Genomic DNA, 22,923 nt, shown 5'->3' with positions numbered 1-22,923 from the left:
GAGGGTGTTTCATTGAGTGTGTAAGGGGTCCGGCCTGATGTGATGGTGTGGCCGCTGGTTTCACCATCTGAGAGGACGGCCCTTTTGGGCGAGAACGAACTGATTGATAACCCCTTGGCCGCTGTGCTCAGCGCTGATCAGATTGATGCTCTGGTCAACGCTGCGGAGGACCTCGGAGAGGGCCGGCACGGCGTTGAGGAGCTGCTGTCGCAGATGACCAAAGCGGTGCTTGAACGGGCCTTGGAGACCGAGATCAGCGACCACCTCGGATACGAATTGGGCGACCCTGCCGGGGCCGGTAGCGGTAACTCCCGCAACGGCAAGACCAGCAAGCAGGTCCACACCCTGCAGGGCCCGGTCGAGGTCACCGTGCCCCGGGACCGTAACAGCACTTTCGAGCCGGTGATCGTGCCCAAGCGGGCCCGTCGGCTGGGCAAGGTCGAGGACATGATCCTTTCCCTGTATGCCCGGGGCATGACGACCCGGGACATCGGCTCGCACCTGGAGGAAATCTACGGGGCGAAGGTCTCGGCAGCGACGATTTCCCGGGTCACCGACGTGATCGCCGATGAGATCACCCAGTGGCAGAACCGGCCGCTGGAAGCGGTCTATCCGATCGTTTATATCGACGCGATCTGGCTGAAAATCAGGGACGGCGGGGTCGTGGTCAACAAGGCCTGCCATGTGGCCGTCGGGGTGGACGTGGAGGGCCGTAAGCAGGTGCTGGGCCTGTGGTTGGGAACCCAGGAAGGAGCGAAGTTCTGGGCTAATGTGTTGACCCAGATCCGCAATCGCGGGGTCAAGGACATCCTCATCCTGTGCTGCGACGGGCTGACCGGGCTCCCCGCGGCGGTCAACAGCATTTACCCCGAAACCGTGGTGCAGACCTGCGTGGTGCATCTGCTGCGCTCGGCGATGAGATACGCCTCCTACAAGGACCGCAAAGCGATGGCGAAGGACATGCGGCCGATCTACACGGCGGTGTCCGTGGAGGCCGCTGAGCTGGCCATGGGGCACTTCGCCGAGGTCTGGGAGTCCAAGGCCCCGGGCGCGGTGCTGGCGTGGCGGAACGCGTGGGAGGACTTCATCCCGTTCCTGTCGTTCACCCCGGAGATCCGCAAGGTCATCTACACGACCAACCAGATCGAATCGATCAACTACCAGCTCCGGAAAATCACCAAGACCCGCGGCTCGTTTCCCTCCGACGAGGCAGCAATCAAGCTCGTCTATCTCGGGATCCGGAACATCGAGACCCTGCGGGGTGGCGAGCTGGGCACCGGGACCCAGGGATGGCATCAAGCACTGAACGCTTTCGCCATCCAATTCCCTAACAGGCTTCCGATCTGACCGACCCGGCAGAACGGATAACCAGCTGGTCCCTTACACACTTCATTTGACACGCCCCCAATCCGCCATCCCAGATCCGGAGTGCGTTCCACGGATTCATCCCAGGGGCGAAGTACAGCTGATTATCTGTAATCACGTGGTAGAGCCGCCCACCCACTATTCCAAAAGGCACCGCCCACACAATGACATCCAGTGTTTGCCCCGGTTCACCTCCCCGCGCAACGAGGCGCCGGTTCGTGAGCCAGATGGCCACCACAATGCCCGCAAGGATGCAGACTGCATAGAAAGCAATCGACAGAGGTCCCACCTGCAGGGCACTGACGGTCGGGGAGGGAATGTAAAGATCCACTGATGGGGCTCGTCTTCATGATCGGGGCTTCAAAAGATGCTGGCGGCGTGGACTGCGGGAACAACCCTGAGGGTAGAACTCCGGGATCATCACCCTCCGCCAAGGACACCGACCCCTAAAACCGAACGCCCCCATCCCCATGAAAGTTCCGCTGGCCTGATCTCGCGCTGCGAAGGAGACAGATGAGGGAGTCTCATCAGGCGGTGCCGTGCCGACGTACACATACGCAACCTAGTGGTGGGAGAACCCGCCGACACTCGCGCCGCCGTCAGTAACCAGGAAACTCTTCACAATATATGCGGCCGGAGTCAACGCCCATGACCTCTAGCGCGCTCTGGACAAATCTGGCCATGGAAGGCGGGCCAGCGATGTACCAGAGACAATCGTCCTTGTTCTTTACGCTCTTGAAGAGGAACTCTTCATCCATGATGCCGAACTTCGTTCTCACGGTCAGGCGAGCATCCTTCTTTTCGATGTGTCTGAGCTCCTCCATGTAGGCCGCACTCCGCTGACTCCGGTTGACGTACAGGAGTGTGATCTGGGGGCGGGCCTCCTCGTCGCGCTCGGCGTTAAGCCGCAGCATGCTCATGAACGGGGTGATGCCGATTCCACCGGCGACAAGGACGACCCGTCTGGCCGGTTGCCGAGGCAAAAGATGAAAGCCGTGCGGCCCTTCGATCATGACCTTAGAGCCGATCCGTGACTCGCTAAGTGTCTGTTTGAACCCGCTGCCGGTGTCACGATAGGCAACGATGATCCTCTCCTTGTCGGTAGGGGAGGAGGCGATGGAAAGTACCCGTGACGCGCCTCTCCGGTCACGATAGAGGAGCTTGGGCAGCCGGAGCTGAAGGTATTGACCGGCGTGAAACGCGAATTTCTCCGGCCGTTCGAGTGCGAGCTCCAGGGTCCCTTCCGCTACTTGCCTTCGTCCGAGCAAGGTTGTCGTAAACACTCCGCGCCCTCGCACCAGGTCTACCGGACCGTACTTCGTCGTTGGTGAACCGTCTTCACGAAAGCGGCGACCTGTGCCATGAAGACCGACAGCAGCATGCCGAGATAGACGAACCGGAGAATATTTTCTGGATACTCGGTCGGTAGGCCCATGAGGACCCGATGCGGGGCCGGTGTGTAGTGCATAAACGCGAAGTAGAGCGAGTGCAGCGCCACCACGTAGAAGATTACGTAGGTGAAGCTGTGCAACCACTTCCACGACGAAGGGCCGAGGAAGCTGACCGCTCTGTCGAAGGAGGTTGCTGCGAGAATGAGAGCGAAAAGGAGCGCCATGAGGCCCATGAGATTCGCCAAACCGAATCCCGGCTCGAAGCGCAGATAGGCATCGAGCTCAGCCACGTATTGATACCCCAGGAGTTCCCGGACGTCCCAGCGCGCCCAGCCGTCCCAGACGAGATAGAAGTGCACGAGCGTCACCACCGCGAACCAGATACCGGCCTCTCGGCGCCAAGAAATGATCCGCACCAGTGGCGCCCATAATCTTATGGCCGGACCGATGAGCGCAACGAACCAGATGAGGAAGGCACCGGCTACACCAAATGATTTCCACAAGCGCATCTCCGGGTCCCACCCCGAGTGCACCTGCCAGCCCAAGTACACAAGTAGTGTGGAAATTCCCCCGGCCAGTAGATGACGCAACAGGATTTCCCTCTTGTGCCTGACTCCTAACAACATGCTCGGTTCTCACCCTCAAATACTTTGCGGACATCAGGCTTCGCACGCCGTTCCAGCAACCCAGCACCAGTAGCGTTAATTGACGCTACACAGCTTGCTCGCAATGCTATCTCAGCCCCCTGACTTGGACTCGGGTTGACCGCCCGTGAGCGCTTCCTTGAACCCAGCTGCTGGCCTTCTATAACCGAGAGTCCTATCTGACTGGAATGGGTGACGGAGAGAGTAGGGCAGGAGCTGTGCCTTGAGCCGGGTGGTGGGTTTAGCGGTGCGATGCAGGGCACTGATGACCGTCTGCACGTCCTCCCAGGTGTGAAGGGTGCCGGCAGCTTGGCGCGGAGATCCGGTTGTTTGAGCGAATTCCTCGATCTCGTAAGCATGCTGCAGCCTTGAAAGCGAAACGGCTGCCTGCCCCTCAAGCGCGGCCTTGGATCTGAGGCGCTCAGCGAATGTACGGGGGGTGTCCGCTGGAACCATTGGATAACCATAATCACTTGCTATTTCGGTTGTTTCGGCCCAGGCCATCCTGGCCGGATTATGGGTACCCGAGGTGAGCAACCGACGCCGGCGGGAGGACCGTGCTTCACGTCTGAGGAATGGCGTAACGGTAATCAGGGCGAGCAGCAGTAGCGTTCCGGCCGTCAAAACCCCTATCTGCCCTAAACGGGAGCGGTCAGTCTGACCATCGGATGGAACCGGTGCGGCGTCCGGTGTGGACGGAGGTTGAGCGCCAGACAGCGGCAAATCCTGCGGTGTGAGGTTATCCTCAGCAAGCACCTCGGACGGGCGCGGTTGGGGTTGCGCATAGTCAGGGACCACACCCCGGCCTGGGGTGGGTTCGAACTTCACCCAGCCGACGTCCCTGAAGTAGAGTTCGGGCCATGCGTGAGCGTCCCGTGAATCGACGGCGAACTCCGTGAGCTCCTCCCCATCGGGCCCGCGAATGGTGTTCCCAGTGGGAGCGCCCGGGACATAACCGACCGCGACCCGGCTTGGGATCCCGACCAGTCTCGCCATCACGGCCATGGTGCCAGCAAACTGCACGCAATACCCGGCCTTGACGTCCAGGAAACGCTCGATCACGCCCATACTGGTGCCGTCATAACCGCCCTCCACCGGGGCTTCCAGGGAGTACGTGAACTCCTCCCCCCTCAGATAATTCTGGATCGCCATGGCCTTGTAGAAAGGGTTGACCGTTTCAGCCGTCAGCGCACGCGCCGTTGTCTCAACGGCAGCTGGAATGTCGTCGGGCAGTGTCATAAAGTCCGGGGAAACCTCGCCACCCGGAACGGGTCCTATGCCTGCAAGAAGTTCCCTCGTGAGTTCAGGGGTTGAACTTCGCACCTGATACGTTTGCTGCGCTGTTGATCCGCCGTCAGAGGCCAGGATGGTGAGGTTCTGCGGGTCCCACGTCCACATACCCTCCACATTCGTGATGCTTGTCGGCGCGTACGGCGCCAGCAGCCATGGGCTGGTGAAGCTCCCTGTGGTAATCGTGGTCACTATGGGGCTGCCAGTGCGATTATTTCCCCCCATTGCCCTGATTCCCGTGCGCCGGGAATCTAACCGCTGGTCCGGCTCCCACCGTTGGCCGGAGAAATCTTCCAAAGTTGACGACCGTAGATACAGCGGCTCGTCCGCGTTGGTGGCATAGGTGATGCGCCCGAAACTGGTCGGATTGCGCAGGTCATTGCCCAGTGTCACGCTCGGGTTCAATCCGGTTGTAGTGCCCCAGGCATTCAGGCGGGACCCCTGTGGAAACGCGCCTGAATTGAATCCCGGGATCATCAAGGGCAGGACAAGGGCGGTGGTGAGTGCTACCGCGCCTATGGAAACTGCGCGAGTGAAGAACCCGGCGGAGGTCCTGCCGGTGCTGGCCGTCTTTCTGGGCTTCTCCCGCCATTGCCCAGCGGCGAGAAGAAGCAAGTAACCGGTCACAGCAGCGACGAACGCGGGTATACCCACGCCGTCGGGTTTGATGATCGCTGGAGGTATGAGGATCACCAAGAGAATAATTCCGCTGACAGCCGGCATCCTGAGCGTGATGGCCAAAGTATCCATCAATACCGCCATCAACCCCGTTGTGGCACTGATGATGAGGAGAATTCCCACACCGGGTAGCACTGGGGCCAGCTGGGAGACCACGGTGTCTTCTGCATCCTTGAGCAAAAATGTCAGGCGTTCAGGGAACTCCGGTCCGGGAATCGCGCCCAGGATGCTCTGGGCGGAAAAGTATTGCCAATTCACGGTGCCGATCAGGACGAGCAGGCCGGTCACAAAGATCAGCGGGTCAGGGAAGTGCAGTCTTCGCGCGACGGCCATGCCGGTGAACACACTTCCGACCGTTAGCGCGACGGAGGGCAACCAGAGCCAGCCCTGAATCACGCCGTTGAGGCTCAGCGATGCGAGAATCACCGCTGCCATCGAGACCAGCGAAAGCACGAAGTGCCGTTGATCGTGTGGAGTGCGGCGCTGCTGAGCCGGACGCTGCACAGGTCTAGATGGTGCCGGCAGCAGCGTGGTCGTCATCGTCGTCCCTGCCCCCTTAGGGTGATCTGAGTCCGTTCGGGCTGATGTGCCCGGTTCATGCTTTGCCGCAGCCACAGCGGGTCACCCATGTTGATGGGTTCCGAACCTCTCGTGGGCCCTGCACGGGACACGCGGACGGCGTCGGCATCGGCGTCCGGGGTAGGCCGCAAAGGTCCGATTATGGTTATCCATGGGTCTCATAGCAACGCAGGGTGAGTGGGTTACTGTGTCAACTTGCTGCAGTGATTAAAAGTTCCCCGCGGTGGGCGTCCGCCGCGACGGTTCTGGACAGAACCGATACACTGCCCGACCTTGACCAGGAGCACGAAGAACTTCGCCGGTTTCTCTTCTTCGATGTTCCTTGGCTTCCGGGTTAGGTAATCAGCAACGAATGGAGAACCTGTGGATGTTGTTTCCCGGCTGCGGTCAGCGGGCAGGATCTCAGTTGGGGCCAGGACCGTTAGAGGTACTTCGATGGTGCTAGTCATGGCGCTGGTCCTGGGTAGCAGTGGACCGGTTTTCGCCGACGAGCTGGACGAGCGCAAGAACGCCCTTGAAAGTCAGATCGCCGAAGTGCAGCAATCGATGGACTTTCTGGATGCCGACATCATCGAAACGGTGGCTCAGCTGCGGGTCTACCAGGATGAGCTTCCGGCAGCGCAGCAGTCTCTGGTTGATGCGCAGGGCCGAGTTGCGGTCGCCGCCAATGAAGTGGCCGTACTGGCTCAGCGGGTGGACCTTGCGCAGGACACAAAGAACACTCTCACCGCTCAGCTGGAGCGGGATCGGGAGGAGATGGCGGCGAACCGTGTGGTGATCGGCCAGATCGCCAGTCAGGCTTATAAAAGCGGTGGTATACCTTCCGGTATTTCATTATTGCTCGGTGCTGAAAGCCCCGAAAGTCTCACCTACTCCATGGACATGGTGCATCAGGCGCTGCGCAGTCAGAACGCCGCCATAGAGCAGCTGTCCCAACAGAACGCCATCAACGTCAACTCGGAGGCGCGGCTCATATCGGTTGAGGAGGAAATCCGTGATCTCAAGTACCAGGCCGAAGAGGCCCTTGCCGCTGAACAGAGGGCGCGTGATGAGGCTGAAGTCGAGAAGGCGAAGGTCGATGGCCTGATTGCTGAGACCACCGCCCTGTCTGAAGAACTCCAGGCGCAGAAACCGGTCATCGAAAGCCGGTTGGCCAAGATCGAAGCGGAGCAGCGACAGGTGGTCGCGGACATCGCTGAGCGGCAGCGCAGGCTGCTGGAGGAGGCCCGCAAGCGTGAGCAAGCACGGCTGAAGGCAGAAGCCGAAGAACGCGCACGGATCGAAAACGAGCGACGGGCCGCAGAGGCCGCCGCCGCGAACCGTCCTGTTCCAGTGCCGGTACCCGTCCCGCCGCCGGCACCACCAGCCGTCGGGAGCCCTTCGACATTCGGGTTGAATCCGCCCCTCAATGGCCCCATCACCTCAACATTTGGTTACCGCCCCACACCGGCTGGGACCATCGACTGGAGTGGCACCGGAGGTTATGCGCATACAGGAATCGATTATGGTGTCGGCTGCGGGACTCCGATCTACGCACCCGCCGCAGGCGAGGTCTGGTTTGCCGATTCCGGTGTCCTCAGCGGTGCAGGAGTGCGCGTGGTGTTGAACCACGGGGTCGTTCAGGGAAACGCTCTGGTCACCAACTACTACCATCTGGAAAGTTTTGCGGTCTCAGCCGGCCAGCAGGTCAAAGCCGGGCAGCTCATCGCCTACGTAGGCACCTCCGGCAACTCAAGCGGCTGCCACCTGCACTTCGAAACCCAACTCAACGGTTCCCTCGTCGACCCGCTGGGACTGTTATAGGACTCAATAGGAACCACCGAGTCCGTGCACCAGCACGATGCCCCCCGATGTTGGGATCACCAGGTGGGCGGGGTCACGTCGGCCTGGACCAACGTAGGTCAGGGTCCCGGCCACTTTTGGGACGGCTCAGCTTGTGCAGCAAGGGAGCGGTCGTGGAACCGAAACGTCCAAGTTCTATCAGCCGGGGCGCGTTGTGGCTGGTCTCTCAGCCGATGATCGGCCTTTCTCCCGGGTAGTGGTAGAGCGTACCGCGCTGACGCAGTGCCAGCGCGGAAGCAACGGTAATTGTTCCGAGGCGGCCGGCGAACATCAGGGCCGACAGGACGTACTTACCTTCGGGTGGGAGTTCGGCGCTGAGGTTGGTGCTCAGGCCGCAGGTTGCGAACGCGGAGATCACTTCGAAGAGCACACGGCTGAGTTCCTCTCCGGAGATCCAGAGAATGAGTCCTGTCCCGACGAGGACAATGGTCGCACCCGTGAAAATGACGGAAATAGCCACCCGCATGGCGCCTTGCGGGATTTTCCTGCCGTAGACGCTAACGTCGGAATCACCGCGGGCTTCGGCGAGGATGGCCAGGAACATCACAGCGATGGTTGTGACCTTGATACCGCCAGCTGTCGACGCAGACCCACCGCCGGCGAACATGAGGGCATCGGTCAGGAGCATCGTGGTCGGTTCCATCTGAGCCTGGTCAACCAGATTGAATCCGCCGGAGCGGGTCATGACCGAGGCGAAGAGCGCGTTAATGATCTTGTCGCTTGCGCTCAAGCCCCCGATGGTTTCGGAATTAGACCACTCCATCAACCCCCACAGCACCATCCCGGCGAAGAGCAGGATGAGCGAGACGTTGATAGTGAGCTTGGTGTGCAGGCTCCACTTCCGGACGTGGTGGCGGTACTGGACGAGGATGAGGATGACCGGGAAGCCGAGGCTGCCGACAAACACTCCGACCATCAGCGGTACGAGGATCCACAAATCGGTTCCGTAGGGGACGAGGCCGTCGGAGTGCGGAGTGAATCCGGCGTTGTTGAAGGCCGAAATGGAGTAGAAAACACCGTGCCAAACCGCGAGCCAGAAGGGCTCGCCGAAAATCATGAACCGAGGGATCAGGGCGAGGGCCAGCACCACCTCCACCGCCACGGAAGTGGTGATGACAATGCGCAGCAAGGTACCCACCTCCCCCAGGCGGGTCGCATTGTTGAGCGCCGATTGGGCGATGAGCTTGCCCCGGACGCCCAGCCGCTTGCTCACCACCAGAGCCAGGAGGGAGGCAAGGGTCAGGGTGCCCAGACCTCCCACGAAAATGCCGATAAGGATAATCAGCTGACCGAAGAACGACCAGTAGTCGGCAGTGGACACAACGGTCAGCCCGACGACACACACCGCGGAAACGGCGGTGAACAGAGCATCGTGGAGAGGCGCTGACTGCCCTGAACGCGTGGCGAAAGGCAAGCTGAGTAGTGCAGTGAAGATCAGCACGACCACGAAGAAGACGAGTAAGGCCACCCGTGCCGGTGAACTATTGACGATGCCGTCGATGAAGTTACGCGCCCTGCCCAGCAGTCGCAGGCGGTCCTCCCCTTCCAACCACGAGGGGTGTGCTCGTACCATCCGTGCTGTTCCGCTCCGCTTCGGGTGGGCTGCCGTTAGCAGCCCTTCGAGTAGTAAATCACTTCCGACCAAGGACTTGCGGGCCGGACCTCTCACCTCAGCACCTGCTCGTTTACCAATCCAGAGCGCACTGGAAGTGACGGGCATTGATTCCAGTGCACCTACCGTGAAGAGTTCTCCGGATACTGAGAGTACGAGAGCCGGACGGGGCGATCGCGTCACACAGCTGTGTTCAGTGCGCGCACCGAATCGAAGGCACCGGGATCCTACAGTGCGGAACTGCCGGATTGACCAGCGGACGCTTCCACTTGGTGCTGAAGATGCAATTCTCGTCCTCTAGGTACGTCCGTCCCCCCGGACCTCACCTTTCTCGTACACATCGGGAACACCGTCACGGTCGGCGTCGACGGACTCGAGTTCCTCAATCTCCCGATAACGGCGGTTGCGGACCCGCAACAGCACGCTGGCCAGCAGAGAGGCCAGGACGGAGGCGCTCAGAACGGCAACCTTGGCCTGATCGGCAGCGCTGCTCCCAGGGGCGAAGCTCAGCTCGGCGACCAGCAGCGAAACGGTGAAGCCGATACCTGCCAGCAGTGCCACGCCCACCAGATCGATCCACTCGAAGGACGGATCCAGGTGACGGCGGGTGATCTTGGTGGTCAGCCAGGTGGTGCCGAGAATCCCGATGGGCTTGCCCAGCACGAGGCCGACAACGATCCCCAAGGTCACCGGTGCGGTCATGGCGGCAGTTATTCCTTCCCAACCACCCACAGCAACCCCGGCGGAAAAGAACGCGAACACGGGCACGGCGAAGCCTGCCGAAATAGGGCGGAAACGGTGCTCAAATTCCTCGGCGAGGCCACGCCCAGCCTCGGGACCCCCGCTGGCTTGGTCCTGCTTAACTGGGACCGAAAACCCGAGCAGGACCCCCGCCACCGTGGCGTGGACTCCGGCTTCGTGGACCAACACCCAAACCACCAGCCCCAGAGGCAGGAGGATCACCCATGCAGCCCAGGCATGAAGCCCGAAGAACCGGCTGTAACGCTGGGCGAGGAAAGTAAAGACACCCAGTGGAACCAGGGCTAGCAGCAACGGGGTGAAGGCCACCTCTTCGGTGTAGAAGACGGCGATGATCGTAATGGCCATCAGGTCATCGACCACCGCGAGGGTCAGGAGGAACAACCGCAGGGCAGGGGGTAGGTGGGATCCGATGATGCCCAGCACCGCCACCGCAAAGGCGATGTCTGTAGCGGTTGGGATGGCCCAGCCGCCGGCGGTTTCGGGGTTGGAGGCGTTGAACACGGTGTACAACAGGGCTGGGACGATGACCCCGCCCGCAGCGGCCGCTACAGGCACAATGGCCTTACTGAATTGACGCAGGTCCCCGGCTACGAATTCGCGTTTGAGCTCCAGACCCACAAGGAAGAAGAATATGGCCAGCAGCCCGTCGGCGGCCCACGTGCCGAGGCTGAGCCGAAGGTGCCAGGGCTCGTAGCCGACCTCATAGTCGCGCAGGGCGAAGTAGCTTTCCGCGAACCGGGAATTCGCCCAGACGATTGCGACCAGCGCCGCGACCACCAGTAACATCCCGCCGACGGTCTCCTTGCGCAGGATCTCTGCAACCCGCAACACCTCACGGTAGCTGCCCCGACCGAGAGTATCGTGGCTATGGTCCTCCGGACCTGGTGCGGGGTCGTGGCTGGACATCGCGGCGACTCCTTGTGGTGTGTTGCGAGCGTACACGGGACAACCAAAGTCCCGGCTCATTGGAGGGTTAGTCTACGTAGAATATTGGCTCGACCGACATCCAGGCCCTCACGAGGCTTTGCTTGCGGTAATATCGGCCTGCCATGGGAACGCACTGACCTTGTGTCCTCAGCGGGGCCGCAATTGCGGCTTTCTCTTAGACCTTAATCATTTTCGTTGTCTGTGCCGTCGGAGGCCTTTAGTGAAAGCAACTGCGGTGATCTCATTCGCCACACGTGCAAAGGCAGGCGCACTGCTGGTGACCCTGCTGTGCCTGTTCTGGCTTGCTGTCTCCTTTCAACGAAGTGTCCTTCTCCTCGGGGACCCAGCCCCCGCGGCAAAAGTGTTCGGAATCGCTTACCTACTCCTGCCCCTAATAGGGGTGTGGGCCATCTTCCACGAAATTGTGTTCGGTGTCAGGGCACAGCGGCTGGGTCGCATTCTGGAGAGCGAGGGCGCGCTACCGGTAGATGATCTGCTGCGCTCCCCTGCGGGAAGAATCATCCTTGCTGCAGCCGATGAACAATTCCCCCGGTTCAAGGCAGACGTTGAGAAAACACCTCAGGATTGGAGGAGCTGGTACCGGCTTTCCTGCGCCTATGATGCTGCAGGTGACCGGAAACGGGCCCGGTGGGCGCTGCGCGAAGCAGCTAAAATTCATGGCATTGATACCCGCTCCTCTTCCCTGTTAGTTCCGTGACTATCGCACCCTGCTGCACCGTTGAACGCAGGTGGCTCGGCACGGTAAACAGAAATGAAGTAATTGATGAATCCCTGGCTGGCTGCCCTCATCCCCGTTGCATTGATTGTTCTCCTCGGCGGGATCGCCTTCATTGCCGGTCGTAGGGCAGAATCATTGCCCTCACCGCGCCGGGGATCCCAAACCGTCACAGGTAGCGTGGAAGTAAGGAAAGCCAGCGTTGGGCCCGACCTGCTTCATGTCACCCTGAGGCAGACGTTGAGCGATAGCGGCCGATTGCTGTTCCGCGCTCCAGAGGAGCGCGCGATGTTGATTCAGTACCTTGACGTCGAGGGGCCAAATTCCGGGCCCATCTACTCCTACTTGCGCGTGCTGGAACGCGATTTCGGTGAGAATTTGTCCTTTGCGGTCAGGCACCTGCCCTCAACGGAGGACGCTTGGGCGGCGGCGGCCGCTCTGGAGGCGGCAAGTAAACAAGGTAGATTCCTGGATTTCCTTGCCGCTCTGGAAGATAACCGCTCGGATCCGGTTGCTGCCGGAAGTCGTGCGAACACGTCGATCCACCAGCGACAGCGAGAAATCGCCCGGGATCTTGGACTGGACTTGGCAAGGTTCGATGCCGACGTGGCAGATCCCCGGACGATGCAGCAGGTTGAAGCGGACCGGACCGAAGCTCACAGGGCAGGGGTAGAGAGAGGTTCGACGTTCTTCCTGCTGGACGGGAAGTCACGTCAGGTCACATCCTTCGACGGGTTCCGCGAACAAGTAGCTGACGCGGTGCGCCCGACACCAAATGGGGCCACCCGGCACCCCGTCGGAGATGATAGGCCGCAGCATTAGCGGAGGCTGAACCCGGATCTCGGGTGTGGTGCAGCGTTGCCAGGACGACGTGATCTCATCTCCGCCTGAGTATGGCACGCTGAAATGGCCCCATTTTTGGGGGTTTTTGCAGTCTGAAATGGCCCCACCCTCGACCTGACTCGTAGCGTTCTTCTCGTCTGCCAAGGCGAGTGGAAGGTACGGGTTTGAAAGAGAGATCGAGAGTGGAGCAATTCGAGCGTATCCGTCGTGATGCGAGAGATAAAGGTATGTCGATTCGAGAGCTGTCCAGGGTGCATCGGGTGCATCGGCGTACGGTGCGGGAGGCGCTGGCATGCGCGGAGCCGCCGGCGCGAAAGACACCGGTACGTGAGTCGCCGGTGCTGGGGCCGTGGAAGGAGATTATTACTGGCTGGTTGAAGGAGGATTTAACTGCGCCGGTGAAGCAGCGTCATACCGGCCGGCGGGTTTGGCAGCGACTGGTTGAGGAACATGGTGCGCAGATTGCTGAGTCCACGGTTACTCATGCGGTGTCGCGGATCCGGAAGGAACTGGCGGTGGCGGTGGCTGATGTTGCGGTTCATCAAACTCATGCGGCGGGAGCCGAGGCCGAGGTGGACTTCGGCGAGTTCTGGGCCGTGATCGCCGGGATCCGGATGAAGCTGTGGATGTTTGTCATGCGCCTGTCCTACTCAGGAAAGGCAGTGCATGTGGCGTATGCGAACCAGGCCCAGGAATCCTTCCTTGACGGGCATGTGCTGGCCTTTGAACGCTTCGGCGGGGTGCCGGTGTCCCGGGTGCGGTATGACAACCTCAAGCCGGCGGTGATCCGGTTGCTGCTGGGCCGGGAGCGGGTGGAGAACCCGAAGTTCATTGCGATGCGTTCCCACTACGGGTTCGATTCGTTCTTCTGCCGCCCCGGCGTGGAAGGGGCCCATGAGAAGGGCGGGGTTGAAGGCGAGGTAGGCCGGTATCGGCGCCGCTGGCTGACTCCGGTGCCCGAGTTCGCCACGATCGCTGAACTCAACGAGTTCATGGCCGGCTGCGATGCCAAGGACGACCAGCGGGTTATCGGGACCCGGCCGGCCACCGTGGCGTCGATGTTCACCGAGGAAACGGCCGTGCTGCGCGAGCTGCCGGACGACGTGTTCGAGGCAGCGGAGACGCTCTCCTGCAAGGTCGATGCGAAGGCGATGATCTGCGTGCGTCAGTCGTATTAATCTGTGCCGGCACGGCATGCCGGCAGACGGGTCTCCGTGCGGCTCGGCGCCCGCCGGGTCGAGGTCTTCGCTGACGGGTCCCGGGTCGGGTCCCACGTGCGCGCGGTCGCTAAATACACGCATGTGCTGGAGCTAGATCACTACCTTGAAGTCCTCGGCCGCAAGCCCGGGGCGTTGGCCGGGTCCACTGCGTTGGCCTCGGCCCGCGCCTCGGGGGCGTTTACGGCCGGCCACCAACGGTTCTGGGACAAGGCCAGGGCGAAGCTCGGTGACCGCGAGGGCACTCGGGCGCTGGTCGAGGTGCTGCTGCTGTCCCGGACCCTGCCGGTCGAAGCGATTGAGCATGCGATGAACACTGCGGCCACGACCCATGATTTCACTGCTGAACGCCTCGCGGTCGCTGCCCGCAACCACGGCACCGGCACCGTGACAGCGCCTAAGACCAGCAATCGGTTGAAGCTGGCTCCGGGCGTGGATGAACGCATACTGCATCTGCCCCAACGGAGCAGGCCGTCGCTGGCACGCTATGACCAGCTCCTAGCTACCGCGGCAGGTGCCCGATGAGCCCGGCGACGCGTACCGGCACTGACCCGGCAGCCGAAGCGGCGATCGGTGCGGCCTGCAAGACGCTCGGGCTGCCGGGAATCGCAGAAGCAGCCGTCTCGATGGCCGAGACCGCAGCCAGGCAACGGATGACCTACGCGGCGTATCTAGCCGAAGTGCTCAGTTATGAATGCGACTCACGTGACGATCGTCGACGGGTCCGACGGGTGAAGGAAGCGAAGTTCCCCCGCGCGAAGCGGCTCGAGGACTTCGACGCCGCGCAGCTGCCGGACCTTCCACCGGCGACGCTGGCGCACCTGGCCACGGGTGCGTGGATCGATAAGGGCGAACCGCTGGTGCTGCTGGGCGATTCGGGTACCGGCAAAACCCACCTGCTCATCGCTCTTGGCACCGCGGCGGCTGAACAGGGCCGGCGGGTCAAATACACCACCACCGCGGCGTTAGTGAACGAACTGGTCGAAGCGGCCGATTCCAAAGAGCTCTCCCGCGTCGTGAACCGCTACGCCAAAATCGACCTGCTCTGTCTTGATGAAGTTGGCTACGTCCAGCTCGACACCCGCGGCGCCGAGCTGCTGTTCCAAATCATCACCGCACGCGAGGAACGCGCATCAATCGCCTGCGCCTCCAACGCGCCGTTCAGCGAATGGGGCCAGACATTCACCGACCCACGCTTGGCAGCCGCGGTCGTGGACCGGCTCACCTTCCGCGGCCACATCATCGATACCGGAACCGAGTCCTACCGACTCAAGACCACGAGCCGGAACCACGTCCCAACCACCAGCTCAACCTGAACCAGGGACACCAACCGGGTGGGGCCAAATCAAACTGCTAACCCGGGGCCAAATGAAGTTGCTATATTCATCCGCCGAAAATCTTCTGTTGAAGGCCGAGGCGTTTGATAGCAGAACATGAACATGCTAGTGCGTTGGAGAAGGGCCGATGTGCGTTCTGAGTTCGTGGAGAACCCCGTCAAGATCTTTCAGGTCCTGTACTGCCGCAGACAGTAGCTGCTGCTGAACAGTCCACCCCTCGTCCGGTAAGTCACGATCAGGGTAATGTCCATCGCCTGTGGCCGCTTCACAGGCCGCGCGTATCTCCAGAACGGTACGAACAAGGGCGGTTCGAATAACTTCAAGCTGGGTTAGCCGATCCCCGGACGGCGCTCGACCTGTAATCGCGGACACCTCTGTGACAGCGGGGTGTCCGTTTTTACAGCTCACCCCGTATCCAACGCCTGGGACAGAGGCTGCGTTCCCCATATCCACCGTTTCGCCGGTCATCCGGTGACGGGCAGACCATTTCTTCCGGGCCGCCTGCAGTGTCTTCCGAACGCTTCCTCAGGCGGTTCCGTGTCCCCACCCAAGTTTCATCAGTACGCTGGAACGGCACCACCCCTGTCGGTGCGACGATGGCTACTAGAGCCGGCCCTCGGTGCCGGTAGCCCTCGCCCCCTGCTGTGCGGTTACCGGCACGCTCATTCTGCCCTGAGGTGGCGGGGTGAGTACTCGCCCGAAAAGCAAAAGGAAGGGAGGGCAACCCAGTGTGGGTTGCCCTCCCTTCCTTTTATGAGTGTTGCGCTATGCGCTGACGCGGACGTAGGAGGATCCTGCCAGGTCCGAGAGCGGGTGCAGTAGGGTTGCGTTGACGCCGTTCATGCCGCTGCTGATGACCTGACCGTTGCCGACGTAGATGCCGATATGTCCGGGGCGGATGACAAGATCACCGGGTGCGGGGGTGCTGACCATGGTGCCGTACTGGTAGAACTGGGTCGGGCCGAGGTCGCCAACGGCCTTGCCGATGGAGCGCAGTGCAACCTCAACGAGGATGGTGCAGTCCTGGGTGGCACCGATCTGCGCGTAGGCAGAGGCAACCAGCGCGGCCCCCACACCGCTGGCTGCGACAGTGCTTGATACCTGGGCGGGAGCGCGTTCAATGCTGGAGGATGCGGTTGTGATGCCCATGGTGCTGGTTTCGACCTGCGCGGGTGCTGCCGGTGCAGGTACAACCGGTGCCGGGGCAGCTGGAGCTGCTGCACCGTTCGGGTGGCTGGCAGCGCCGCCTGCAAGAGCGATGACATCACCGGGGTAGATGATGGAATCCCAGCCGAGCCCGTTGGCAGCGAAGATCGTTTCGAGGCTCACCCCGTAGGAGGCTGCGATCTTTCCGAGGGTGTCCCCCGGCTGGACAGTGTGAGTGGCAGCCCCGGGTGCTGCAGCAGCTGGTGAGGCGACACTAACTGCTGCGGTGGCTGCGGTGTCCACGGGCTGCTGCGCCGCGGTGGACGGGGTGGTGGTCGCGCCAGCGTTGGCGGGCAACGTCGACCCGAGCATCAAACCTGATACAGCAACAACTACAGCTGCCGGGCGTCCCACGGTTGCAACTCCCGACGAAGCCGCTTTAGCAACGTTGTGCAGAGGGCTGGCGGGGACGGCACGGTGACGTGCGATATGACGGTTCTTCGACATGATTAGCCTCTCCCAATGCCTGCGAGGTTAGCTGTCGGATTCGGATGGGAGTTCACCCGGGCGCACTGCAGCACTGAAATAGTGCCGCTTACGCCTTAACCCCTAGGGTTTCTTTCGAAACCCGCTTACCGGTTCCCCCGCCTCTGCCGTGATCTGTTTCAGAACGGACCTCCGCAGCGACAGAGTTAGGCAATCTGCTGGAGGGGTGTCACCCATATCTAGGTCCTGACACCGCTTGAATCATATCTGTAGTCACACTGAAAATCACAATCACGTAACGGCCACACCGGGGTGGTACTCGGACGGTCCCAATCAGGAAGATAGCCTGGCCGCCGGTTGTGAATGTCTCCCCAACCCGCCCATACGAAAGTCGGCGGCGGTGTCTTCACCCAAGATGAGGCCAGAGCAGCATGTCGGCGCGCTCCCTGAATGGGTTTCAGCTCCGATTCTCTGGTGAACCTTCCCGGCCAGCGGCTGGGGCTGGTGTGGCGTGTGTGATCTCCTGCTCCGCGGCGGCTTTCGCGTCCCGTTCGGCCCTGTCAACACCGAAGATGGCCCGCATCGTGAAGTAGAAGATGGTTCCCACGGCCGCAGAGGGCAAGAGGACGGAGATATATTCCATGGCGGCAGTCTATGGTGCCTGGCAGCCATCCACTGACTCCGCGACACCATCCACCGGACGGTGGGGGCCGTCAGGATCAGGTCAGGCTTTGAACTCAGCTCAGCTCTCACAGTGACCGGTGGCGCGCCGCTGTACCGGGGCCGCTGTGCCAGCGACGATGCTCAGCACGCAGACCCGGGCTGGAGTAAGACCGCCCCAACACAAGGTGCCCTTCCGCACCCCGGCGGAACGGGAACGGGAACGGGCATCTCCTGGACAGAACGGGGTTGCCCGAGCCGTCATGCACCTGGCCGGGGTTACAACCGCGGGACAACAGAACCGGTGCCAGCGATGGAGCAGGGAAGGTAGTGCTTTATGAGAACATCTGCAAATGCACACCAAGCTTCTCCCGCGGCGGTTGACCGGCATTGACGCTGCCCGAGGAACGGCGCTCTTGGGCATGATAAGCACCCACGTTTTTCCGCTCTACGCCTCAGACACCGGCGAAGCAACGTGGACAGCGCTCGTCTTTTCCGGACGGGCCTCAGGTCTCTTCGCGGTCGTCGCAGGCATCGGGCTTGCCCTCCTCACAGGCGGAAACTCGCCGCACCGTGGTGGTGCCCTTGCTGCAGACCGCCGGGGCATTGCTGTGCGCGCCCTGATCATCGCGCTAGTTGGACTGGCACTTGGCTCAGTGGAGACGAACATCGCGATCATCTTGTTCCACTACGGCATCTTGTTTCTCCTCGCCCTGCCCTTCACCGGTCTACCGTTCAAGGCCCTAGCTGCATGGGCTGCTGTCTGGATGCTGCTATCACCGGTCGCGGCGTACCTGCTGCGACCATTAATGCTGCAGCAGGTTGATCCACCGTCCTTGGGTGCCAACCCGTTCTTCGGGCACCTCGTCACACCTGCGACGCTTTCTGCCGACATCTTCCTCACGGGTTATTACCCCGTGTTGCAATGGATCACTTTCGTCTTGGTAGGTATGGCCATCGGCCGCCTCAACCTCGAACGTCTTGGCGTCCAGCTGGGACTGCTCGGTGTTGGCCTCACAGCGGCCGTCATGGCGAAGCTGCTCAGTTGGCAGCTGCTCGGGCCAGGAGGCGGGCTGAAGGCCCTCTCGGAAACGCCCGAGGGAAGCACCCATCCCCTTGAAGCGATGCTCGAGGTCGGGTTCGCCGGGATCGACCAGTCCGGGTCGTGGTGGTGGCTCGCTGTGAGTGCCCCACACTCGGGTGCACCTCTGGATCTTCTGCATGTAGCAGGGTCAGCGGCGGCCACAATCGGTTTCGGTTTACTGCTGACGCGCAGACACCGGAACCTTCTCCTGCCGTTATCAGCGCCCGGGGCCATGACCTTGTCGTTGTACACGCTGCATATATGCGTCATGAGTGTGGTGCAGCAACTCAATCCGTTACCCGACCCGGTACCGCTGTTCTGGGTCCAAGCAGTGATGGCGGTGATGTTCAGCCTCATCTTCCACCATTTGAAATCCCGGGGCCCGCTTGAATCTCTCCTCTCCCAAGCGGCAGGTGCAGCCCGGAGCACTCACAGCAGCCTACGTATCTAAGTGATACTGCACCATGAGGAGGAATGCAGGGCCGCGCTACGTCAGAACACTCAGATGGTGACCGCAGCGCTGTTCGCTTGCGCTGTACCAGGAAAGTCGAATGCCGGAAACGGCTGATCTTATTCTTTTGTGACGGTACCTACTGACCGTGGATCTTGCCGACCGTGGAGATTTGCCGACCGCCCATCCCCCGGGTGGCAATCGTCCCGCCGTGGGCCTCAGGAGCGGAAATTGGCTTGGCCTATTCTCCGTCCCAGAAGGCTGGTGCAGCCTTCATCGGGTCGTTGAGGTCCACGTCGCCGGGTTTCAGACCGACGCTGAACTGGGTCATCATGTCGTGGTCCTCGTGAGGGAGGTTGTGGCAGTGGATCATGTACTTTCCGCGGTGTGGACCGAACTTCATGAGGAGGCGAAGGGTTTCTCCTTCACCCACGTACACCACGTCCTTGGGACCTTGTTCGTAGCTGAACGGGGCCCGGCCGTTGCGGCTGAGGATCTGGAAGTCCACGAGGTGGATGTGGATCGGGTGGAACCAGCCACCCGAGCTGTTTTCGAATTCCCAGATTTCCGTGGCGCCCAAGTCCGGGTCAGCAATGACCCGCCGGAAGCCGCTGGCAATGATGTCTTCCCAGGAGTCCTCCCCGATAACCCAGACATCGTTATCGCGCTTCACCTGGAACTTGCGTACCCGGGTGTCGCGGGCCGGACGCAGGTTCATCACTTCACTGGAAGCCAACGTCTGCGGGATGGTCTTCCACGTGTGATCGGAGGTGTCCACGGGCTGGTCCGTGACATCGAAGGCCATAATCCGGTTGGTGAAGTCGTAGTCGATGTTGTTCTTGTTCGAGAGGTTCCGCAGTTCGATCCGCTGCCCGGGCTGGTACCCGGAGAAATCGATGAGCACTTCGTACCGCTCGGCGCCGGCGTGGCGCCATGACTCGACTGACTGCGTCCTGGGCATGAGCCCCCCGTCGGTGGCCGCCACATGCACGGGCTCACCGGTGCTGAGCGTCGGCCGGAAGGAGCGCGAGATGGACGCGTTGAGAATACGGAAGCGGTAGACGCGCCGCTGGACCTTCATTACCGGCCAGGGCTTTCCGTTGACGAGGATCACATCTCCCCACAAACCGGAGAAGGAGTTGTCGTCATAGGCGAGGTTGCCGTCCGCGGCGAACATGACATCCGAGAGTGTAAGAGAAACATCGAACTCGCCCTGAGGCAGCAGGGCCCGCTCGGTTGGATCATGCAGCCGGAACTGTGCTGACAATCCGGAATACGCGTTCTTCGCGGTGGTGTGCACGTTGTGGTCGTGGTACCAGAGGCTTCGTGCGGCCTGGAAGTTGGGATACTCGTAGTTCTTCGCGAACCCCACAGGAGTCACATCACTGGCATAACCGTCGAACTGCGGCAACGACGCCGAACCATGCAGATGCGTCGAGGTCGATATCGGATAACCGAATACCGGATGCGTCGGCGGAAGCTGGTTCCGGATCTTGAGCACGGCCCTCGTCCCCTGAACCAGATCAATCGTGGGGCCAGGGAAGATCCCGTTGTAGCCAAGAATCTGAGTGGACAGACGCGGAAGGATTTTGGCGGTACCGGCCTTCTGCGTGACGCTGTAGTAATGCACTTTCGCGCCGTCAGGAGCACGCCCCACCGCGTATGGTTCCAGCACCGGAGCCTGGGTAAGCAAATTGCGATACGGTACGGGCATGTCGCCATCTGCCAGCCTGCTCGCTGACTTGGCGCTTATGGAGCTGAACGGAACGGCCAGCGCCCCGGCCCCGAGTACCCCCAGTCCCCCGTACGTGAGGACCTGCCGCCGAGAAACAGCCATCGGTTTTCCTTTCCTACCTGCACGGAAAAGGATGCACCCTCCGCCTTGGAGAAAAGTAGTGCTTCATCCAACGGGATCCGCTGGCCGGTTAGTGTCCCCAGTCCCTCACCGCCGCCAACGGCCGCCACATCTTAGAATATAGGCGGAAAGAGGCCAGCGTTAGCGGCACGTCTGTGAGGGAAGTTCCTGACTGCGGTGATCCGGGAAGCGGCATTCGGACGGCTCCGACGGGCAGGACGTGTACGCGGTAACGGCGATGCGGCAAGATCTTGAGAGTTCGTACTGCACACGGTCAATGGCGCTGCAGCAGCATCCACCCCTGATGCGGCGCGTGCGCCGGAGGCCCCATCGTCGACGCACTGCTGCCACGCAGTGGCGGGACGACCTCGTTCCTGCTAAGAGTGCAACCAACCCGCGTTCATTGCACTGCGAAGGGTAGATCACCAGTTTTGATCCCCCATGTAGCTATACACCTGCGCATTGGTGGTGGTTACAGGCGCGAACAAAAAGCGGCAAGCACCCCCGTTCTAAGGTGCCTGCCGCTCTCTCAGTCTAGGCGCACGGTCGAGGAATAATTAGCCGCTGACTCGTAAGGAGGACGAGCCTGTGCGGTCGGACAGCAGGTGTTTGATTGATAGTGAGGTTCGCCCGCCCATTCCGCGGCTGATTACCTCGCCGTTGCCGACGTAGATTCCCATGTGGGCGGGACGGATGACGCAACGGCGCGCTGTTCCTACTCTCGTCTTGCCGAAAGGCTAGCCAGCTGGCTTGCCGGAATCCGACTGACGTAAACCATCGACCCTTGCACGTGACTCCGGGAGGGCTTCACGCCACAGCACGTCGCGTTCACGCAGGAGCTTCTGGAGGTCCGACCACGCAATCTTCCGAAACTGTGTCCGCGGTCGCTGCTTCGAAGCCTCACGCATTCTGGCCATCCAGTCGGGTTCATCTTCACTCGTTGTCATGACCTGAAGCCTCCAGTAGAACCTGTACGGGAGTCAATGACATGGACCCTGCACCAGGTGCAATTCGCATGTACCCCTCCCACGGGGTTTAGTGCCCACGAAACCAAGGGCTCAACTTCCGATTCGCGCGGTTCAAGCAATGGTTATGCGGCTGGAGCAAAACCATCGGGGGGTATTGAAATGCATACATGAGCGCCGACAGCCGGGTCCGTGTTGGGCGAAACCTTTCCCCGGCTGCCGGCCCTGGAACCGGGACGTACTGCCACTCCGGTTCCCGCACCCGTCGGGTGCTCGCTCAGCCTAGTGGCTGCGCACCCTCACACGTCAACCCTTTTTGGTGATATGCCGTCCGCTGGTATCGCCACACCAGTCATGTCGCTGAAGATCGCGAGGCTTCCGGTCATGGGTTCTGCCGCGGAAAGGTGCGGTACACCGGGCACTATCCTGCCGAACATCGGGCTGCGAAGGGTAACCCGCATAGTAATCTTGTGAGGGCTCAGCCATGACTCGGCGGATTGAAGGGGAATATCCATGACCAGTTCTGATATCCGCCGGCGCTGCGGCGGAAGGGGGTAGCCGTGAGGTCGGACTCGGTGAGCACTCAAGAAAAAGACATCTGGCGTACGGACCCGGTGACGCTGCGTGATGTGGTGTTGGACCGTGAGGCTATGGAAAGGCGCCTCATGCAGTGTCCGGCACTGGAACGGATTTGGATTTTCTGCCTGTTGGACCGAACTGTCAACGGCAACTTAGAAATGACCGGTGGCGGCAGGTTGGTTTGCCCGTTGGCGGCAGGTGATTGACCGGTCGCGGCAAGTATTTTTGGACAGGGTCAGGCGCCCCGGGCGTGCCGGGTTTCGGGGCGCCTGACCGGGTTTTGGGTTAGCTCATGGGGCGGGTTCCTTTCCCGTTTTGGGCTTGCATGAGCCGGACGGACTCGCCGCTGGTTTGGCAGAGGTGGGCGTGGTGGAGAAGCCGGTCCACGGTCGCGGTGGCGATGGTTTTTGGCATGAGTTCATCGAACCCGGAGGGGTGGATGTTCGAGCTGATCGCCAGTGACCGCTTTTCGTA

General features: G+C 61.3%; 18 protein-coding genes, 1 pseudogene and 1 riboswitch. Of the genes and pseudogenes, 9 read left to right on the top strand and 10 right to left on the bottom strand.

The window, feature by feature from the left end; translation table 11 throughout:
* Nucleotides 1-114: 114 nt before the first annotated feature.
* Nucleotides 115-1,347 (top strand): IS256 family transposase, encoded by a 1,233-nt coding sequence (locus BLS52_RS16750; protein ID WP_035778917.1) that lies wholly within the window; start codon nt 115-117, stop codon nt 1,345-1,347.
* Between the two features lie 55 nt (nt 1,348-1,402).
* On the opposite strand, the pseudogene BLS52_RS16745 reads toward BLS52_RS16750, so the two are convergent.
* The 4 genes and pseudogenes from BLS52_RS16745 to BLS52_RS16730 form a co-directional block, all read right to left on the bottom strand.
* Nucleotides 1,403-1,696, bottom strand: a pseudogene (locus BLS52_RS16745) (prolipoprotein diacylglyceryl transferase family protein); the annotation flags it as partial.
* A 268-nt stretch (nt 1,697-1,964) separates the two neighbouring features.
* Entirely contained in the window at nt 1,965-2,648 is a 684-nt protein-coding gene (locus BLS52_RS16740) for an FAD-dependent oxidoreductase (protein ID WP_090588246.1), read from the bottom strand.
* Nucleotides 2,649-2,668: 20 nt separating this feature from the next.
* A complete protein-coding gene (locus tag BLS52_RS16735) occupies nt 2,669-3,172 on the bottom strand; it encodes a ferric reductase-like transmembrane domain-containing protein (RefSeq protein WP_342707472.1) in 504 nt (167 codons plus the stop codon).
* A 321-nt stretch (nt 3,173-3,493) separates the two neighbouring features.
* Nucleotides 3,494-5,908, bottom strand: a complete 2,415-nt coding sequence (locus BLS52_RS16730) for a transglutaminase TgpA family protein (protein WP_090588243.1) — start codon at nt 5,906-5,908, stop codon at nt 3,494-3,496.
* A gap of 474 nt (nt 5,909-6,382) precedes the next feature.
* On the opposite strand from BLS52_RS16730, the gene BLS52_RS16725 reads away from it, so the two are divergent.
* On the top strand, nt 6,383-7,750 hold the full coding sequence (locus BLS52_RS16725; protein WP_090588241.1) for a M23 family metallopeptidase: 1,368 nt from the start codon (nt 6,383-6,385) through the stop codon (nt 7,748-7,750).
* 205 nt (nt 7,751-7,955) lie between these two features.
* Here the strand turns inward: BLS52_RS16725 and BLS52_RS16720 are convergent, their stop codons facing one another.
* Nucleotides 7,956-9,362 (bottom strand): TrkH family potassium uptake protein, encoded by a 1,407-nt coding sequence (locus BLS52_RS16720; protein WP_090588240.1) that lies wholly within the window; start codon nt 9,360-9,362, stop codon nt 7,956-7,958.
* Nucleotides 9,363-9,698: 336 nt separating this feature from the next.
* Entirely contained in the window at nt 9,699-11,069 is a 1,371-nt protein-coding gene (gene nhaA, locus BLS52_RS16715) for a Na+/H+ antiporter NhaA (protein ID WP_090588238.1), read from the bottom strand.
* A 241-nt stretch (nt 11,070-11,310) separates the two neighbouring features.
* Here nhaA and BLS52_RS16710 point away from each other — a divergent pair, with 241 nt between their 5' ends.
* The 5 genes from BLS52_RS16710 (at nt 11,311) to istB (ending at nt 15,202) form a co-directional block, all read left to right on the top strand.
* Nucleotides 11,311-11,808, top strand: a complete 498-nt coding sequence (locus BLS52_RS16710; protein WP_090588237.1) for a hypothetical protein — start codon at nt 11,311-11,313, stop codon at nt 11,806-11,808.
* 66 nt (nt 11,809-11,874) lie between these two features.
* Nucleotides 11,875-12,648 (top strand): DsbA family protein, encoded by a 774-nt coding sequence (locus BLS52_RS16705; protein ID WP_090588235.1) that lies wholly within the window; start codon nt 11,875-11,877, stop codon nt 12,646-12,648.
* Nucleotides 12,649-12,818: 170 nt separating this feature from the next.
* Complete coding sequence (istA, locus tag BLS52_RS18710; RefSeq protein WP_217636787.1) at nt 12,819-13,847, top strand: IS21 family transposase; 1,029 nt, start codon at nt 12,819-12,821, stop codon at nt 13,845-13,847.
* Nucleotides 13,848-13,850: 3 nt separating this feature from the next.
* A complete protein-coding gene (locus tag BLS52_RS18705) occupies nt 13,851-14,411 on the top strand; it encodes a Mu transposase domain-containing protein (RefSeq protein WP_217636786.1) in 561 nt (186 codons plus the stop codon).
* Nucleotides 14,408-15,202 carry an IS21-like element helper ATPase IstB gene (gene istB / locus BLS52_RS16695; RefSeq protein WP_090588233.1) on the top strand — a complete coding sequence of 265 codons (795 nt, stop codon included), beginning with the start codon at nt 14,408-14,410 and terminating at the stop codon, nt 15,200-15,202. Before BLS52_RS18705 ends, istB begins: the two co-directional genes overlap by 4 nt.
* Nucleotides 15,203-15,988: 786 nt before the next feature.
* On the opposite strand, the gene BLS52_RS16690 is transcribed toward istB, so the two are convergent.
* Together BLS52_RS16690 and BLS52_RS16685 are read right to left on the bottom strand one after the other, a co-directional pair.
* Nucleotides 15,989-16,876 (bottom strand): C40 family peptidase, encoded by an 888-nt coding sequence (locus BLS52_RS16690; protein WP_090588232.1) that lies wholly within the window; start codon nt 16,874-16,876, stop codon nt 15,989-15,991.
* Between the two features lie 2 nt (nt 16,877-16,878).
* Nucleotides 16,879-17,062: riboswitch (cyclic di-AMP (ydaO/yuaA leader) on the bottom strand.
* 250 nt (nt 17,063-17,312) lie between these two features.
* Entirely contained in the window at nt 17,313-17,498 is a 186-nt protein-coding gene (locus BLS52_RS16685) for a hypothetical protein (protein ID WP_090588230.1), read from the bottom strand.
* A 370-nt stretch (nt 17,499-17,868) separates the two neighbouring features.
* Here BLS52_RS16685 and BLS52_RS16680 point away from each other — a divergent pair, with 370 nt between their 5' ends.
* Entirely contained in the window at nt 17,869-19,050 is a 1,182-nt protein-coding gene (locus BLS52_RS16680) for a heparan-alpha-glucosaminide N-acetyltransferase domain-containing protein (RefSeq protein ID WP_090588228.1), read from the top strand.
* 241 nt (nt 19,051-19,291) lie between these two features.
* Here BLS52_RS16680 and BLS52_RS16675 read toward each other — a convergent pair whose 3' ends face one another.
* Nucleotides 19,292-20,887, bottom strand: coding sequence for a multicopper oxidase family protein (locus BLS52_RS16675; protein ID WP_090588226.1), 1,596 nt, complete (start codon nt 20,885-20,887; stop codon nt 19,292-19,294).
* 1,558 nt (nt 20,888-22,445) lie between these two features.
* On the opposite strand from BLS52_RS16675, the gene BLS52_RS16670 reads away from it, so the two are divergent.
* Nucleotides 22,446-22,655 (top strand): hypothetical protein, encoded by a 210-nt coding sequence (locus BLS52_RS16670; RefSeq protein ID WP_139186304.1) that lies wholly within the window; start codon nt 22,446-22,448, stop codon nt 22,653-22,655.
* A 79-nt stretch (nt 22,656-22,734) separates the two neighbouring features.
* Here BLS52_RS16670 and BLS52_RS16665 read toward each other — a convergent pair.
* Nucleotides 22,735-22,923 (bottom strand): ATP-binding protein (locus BLS52_RS16665; RefSeq protein WP_175460213.1); only part of this gene is annotated, 189 nt, incomplete at its 5' end.

It is taken from the genome of Arthrobacter subterraneus (assembly GCF_900099735.1).
In the GTDB taxonomy this organism is placed as follows: Bacteria; Actinomycetota; Actinomycetes; order Actinomycetales; family Micrococcaceae; genus Arthrobacter_D; species Arthrobacter_D subterraneus.
This window is presented reverse-complemented; position numbering and strand designations above follow the sequence as displayed.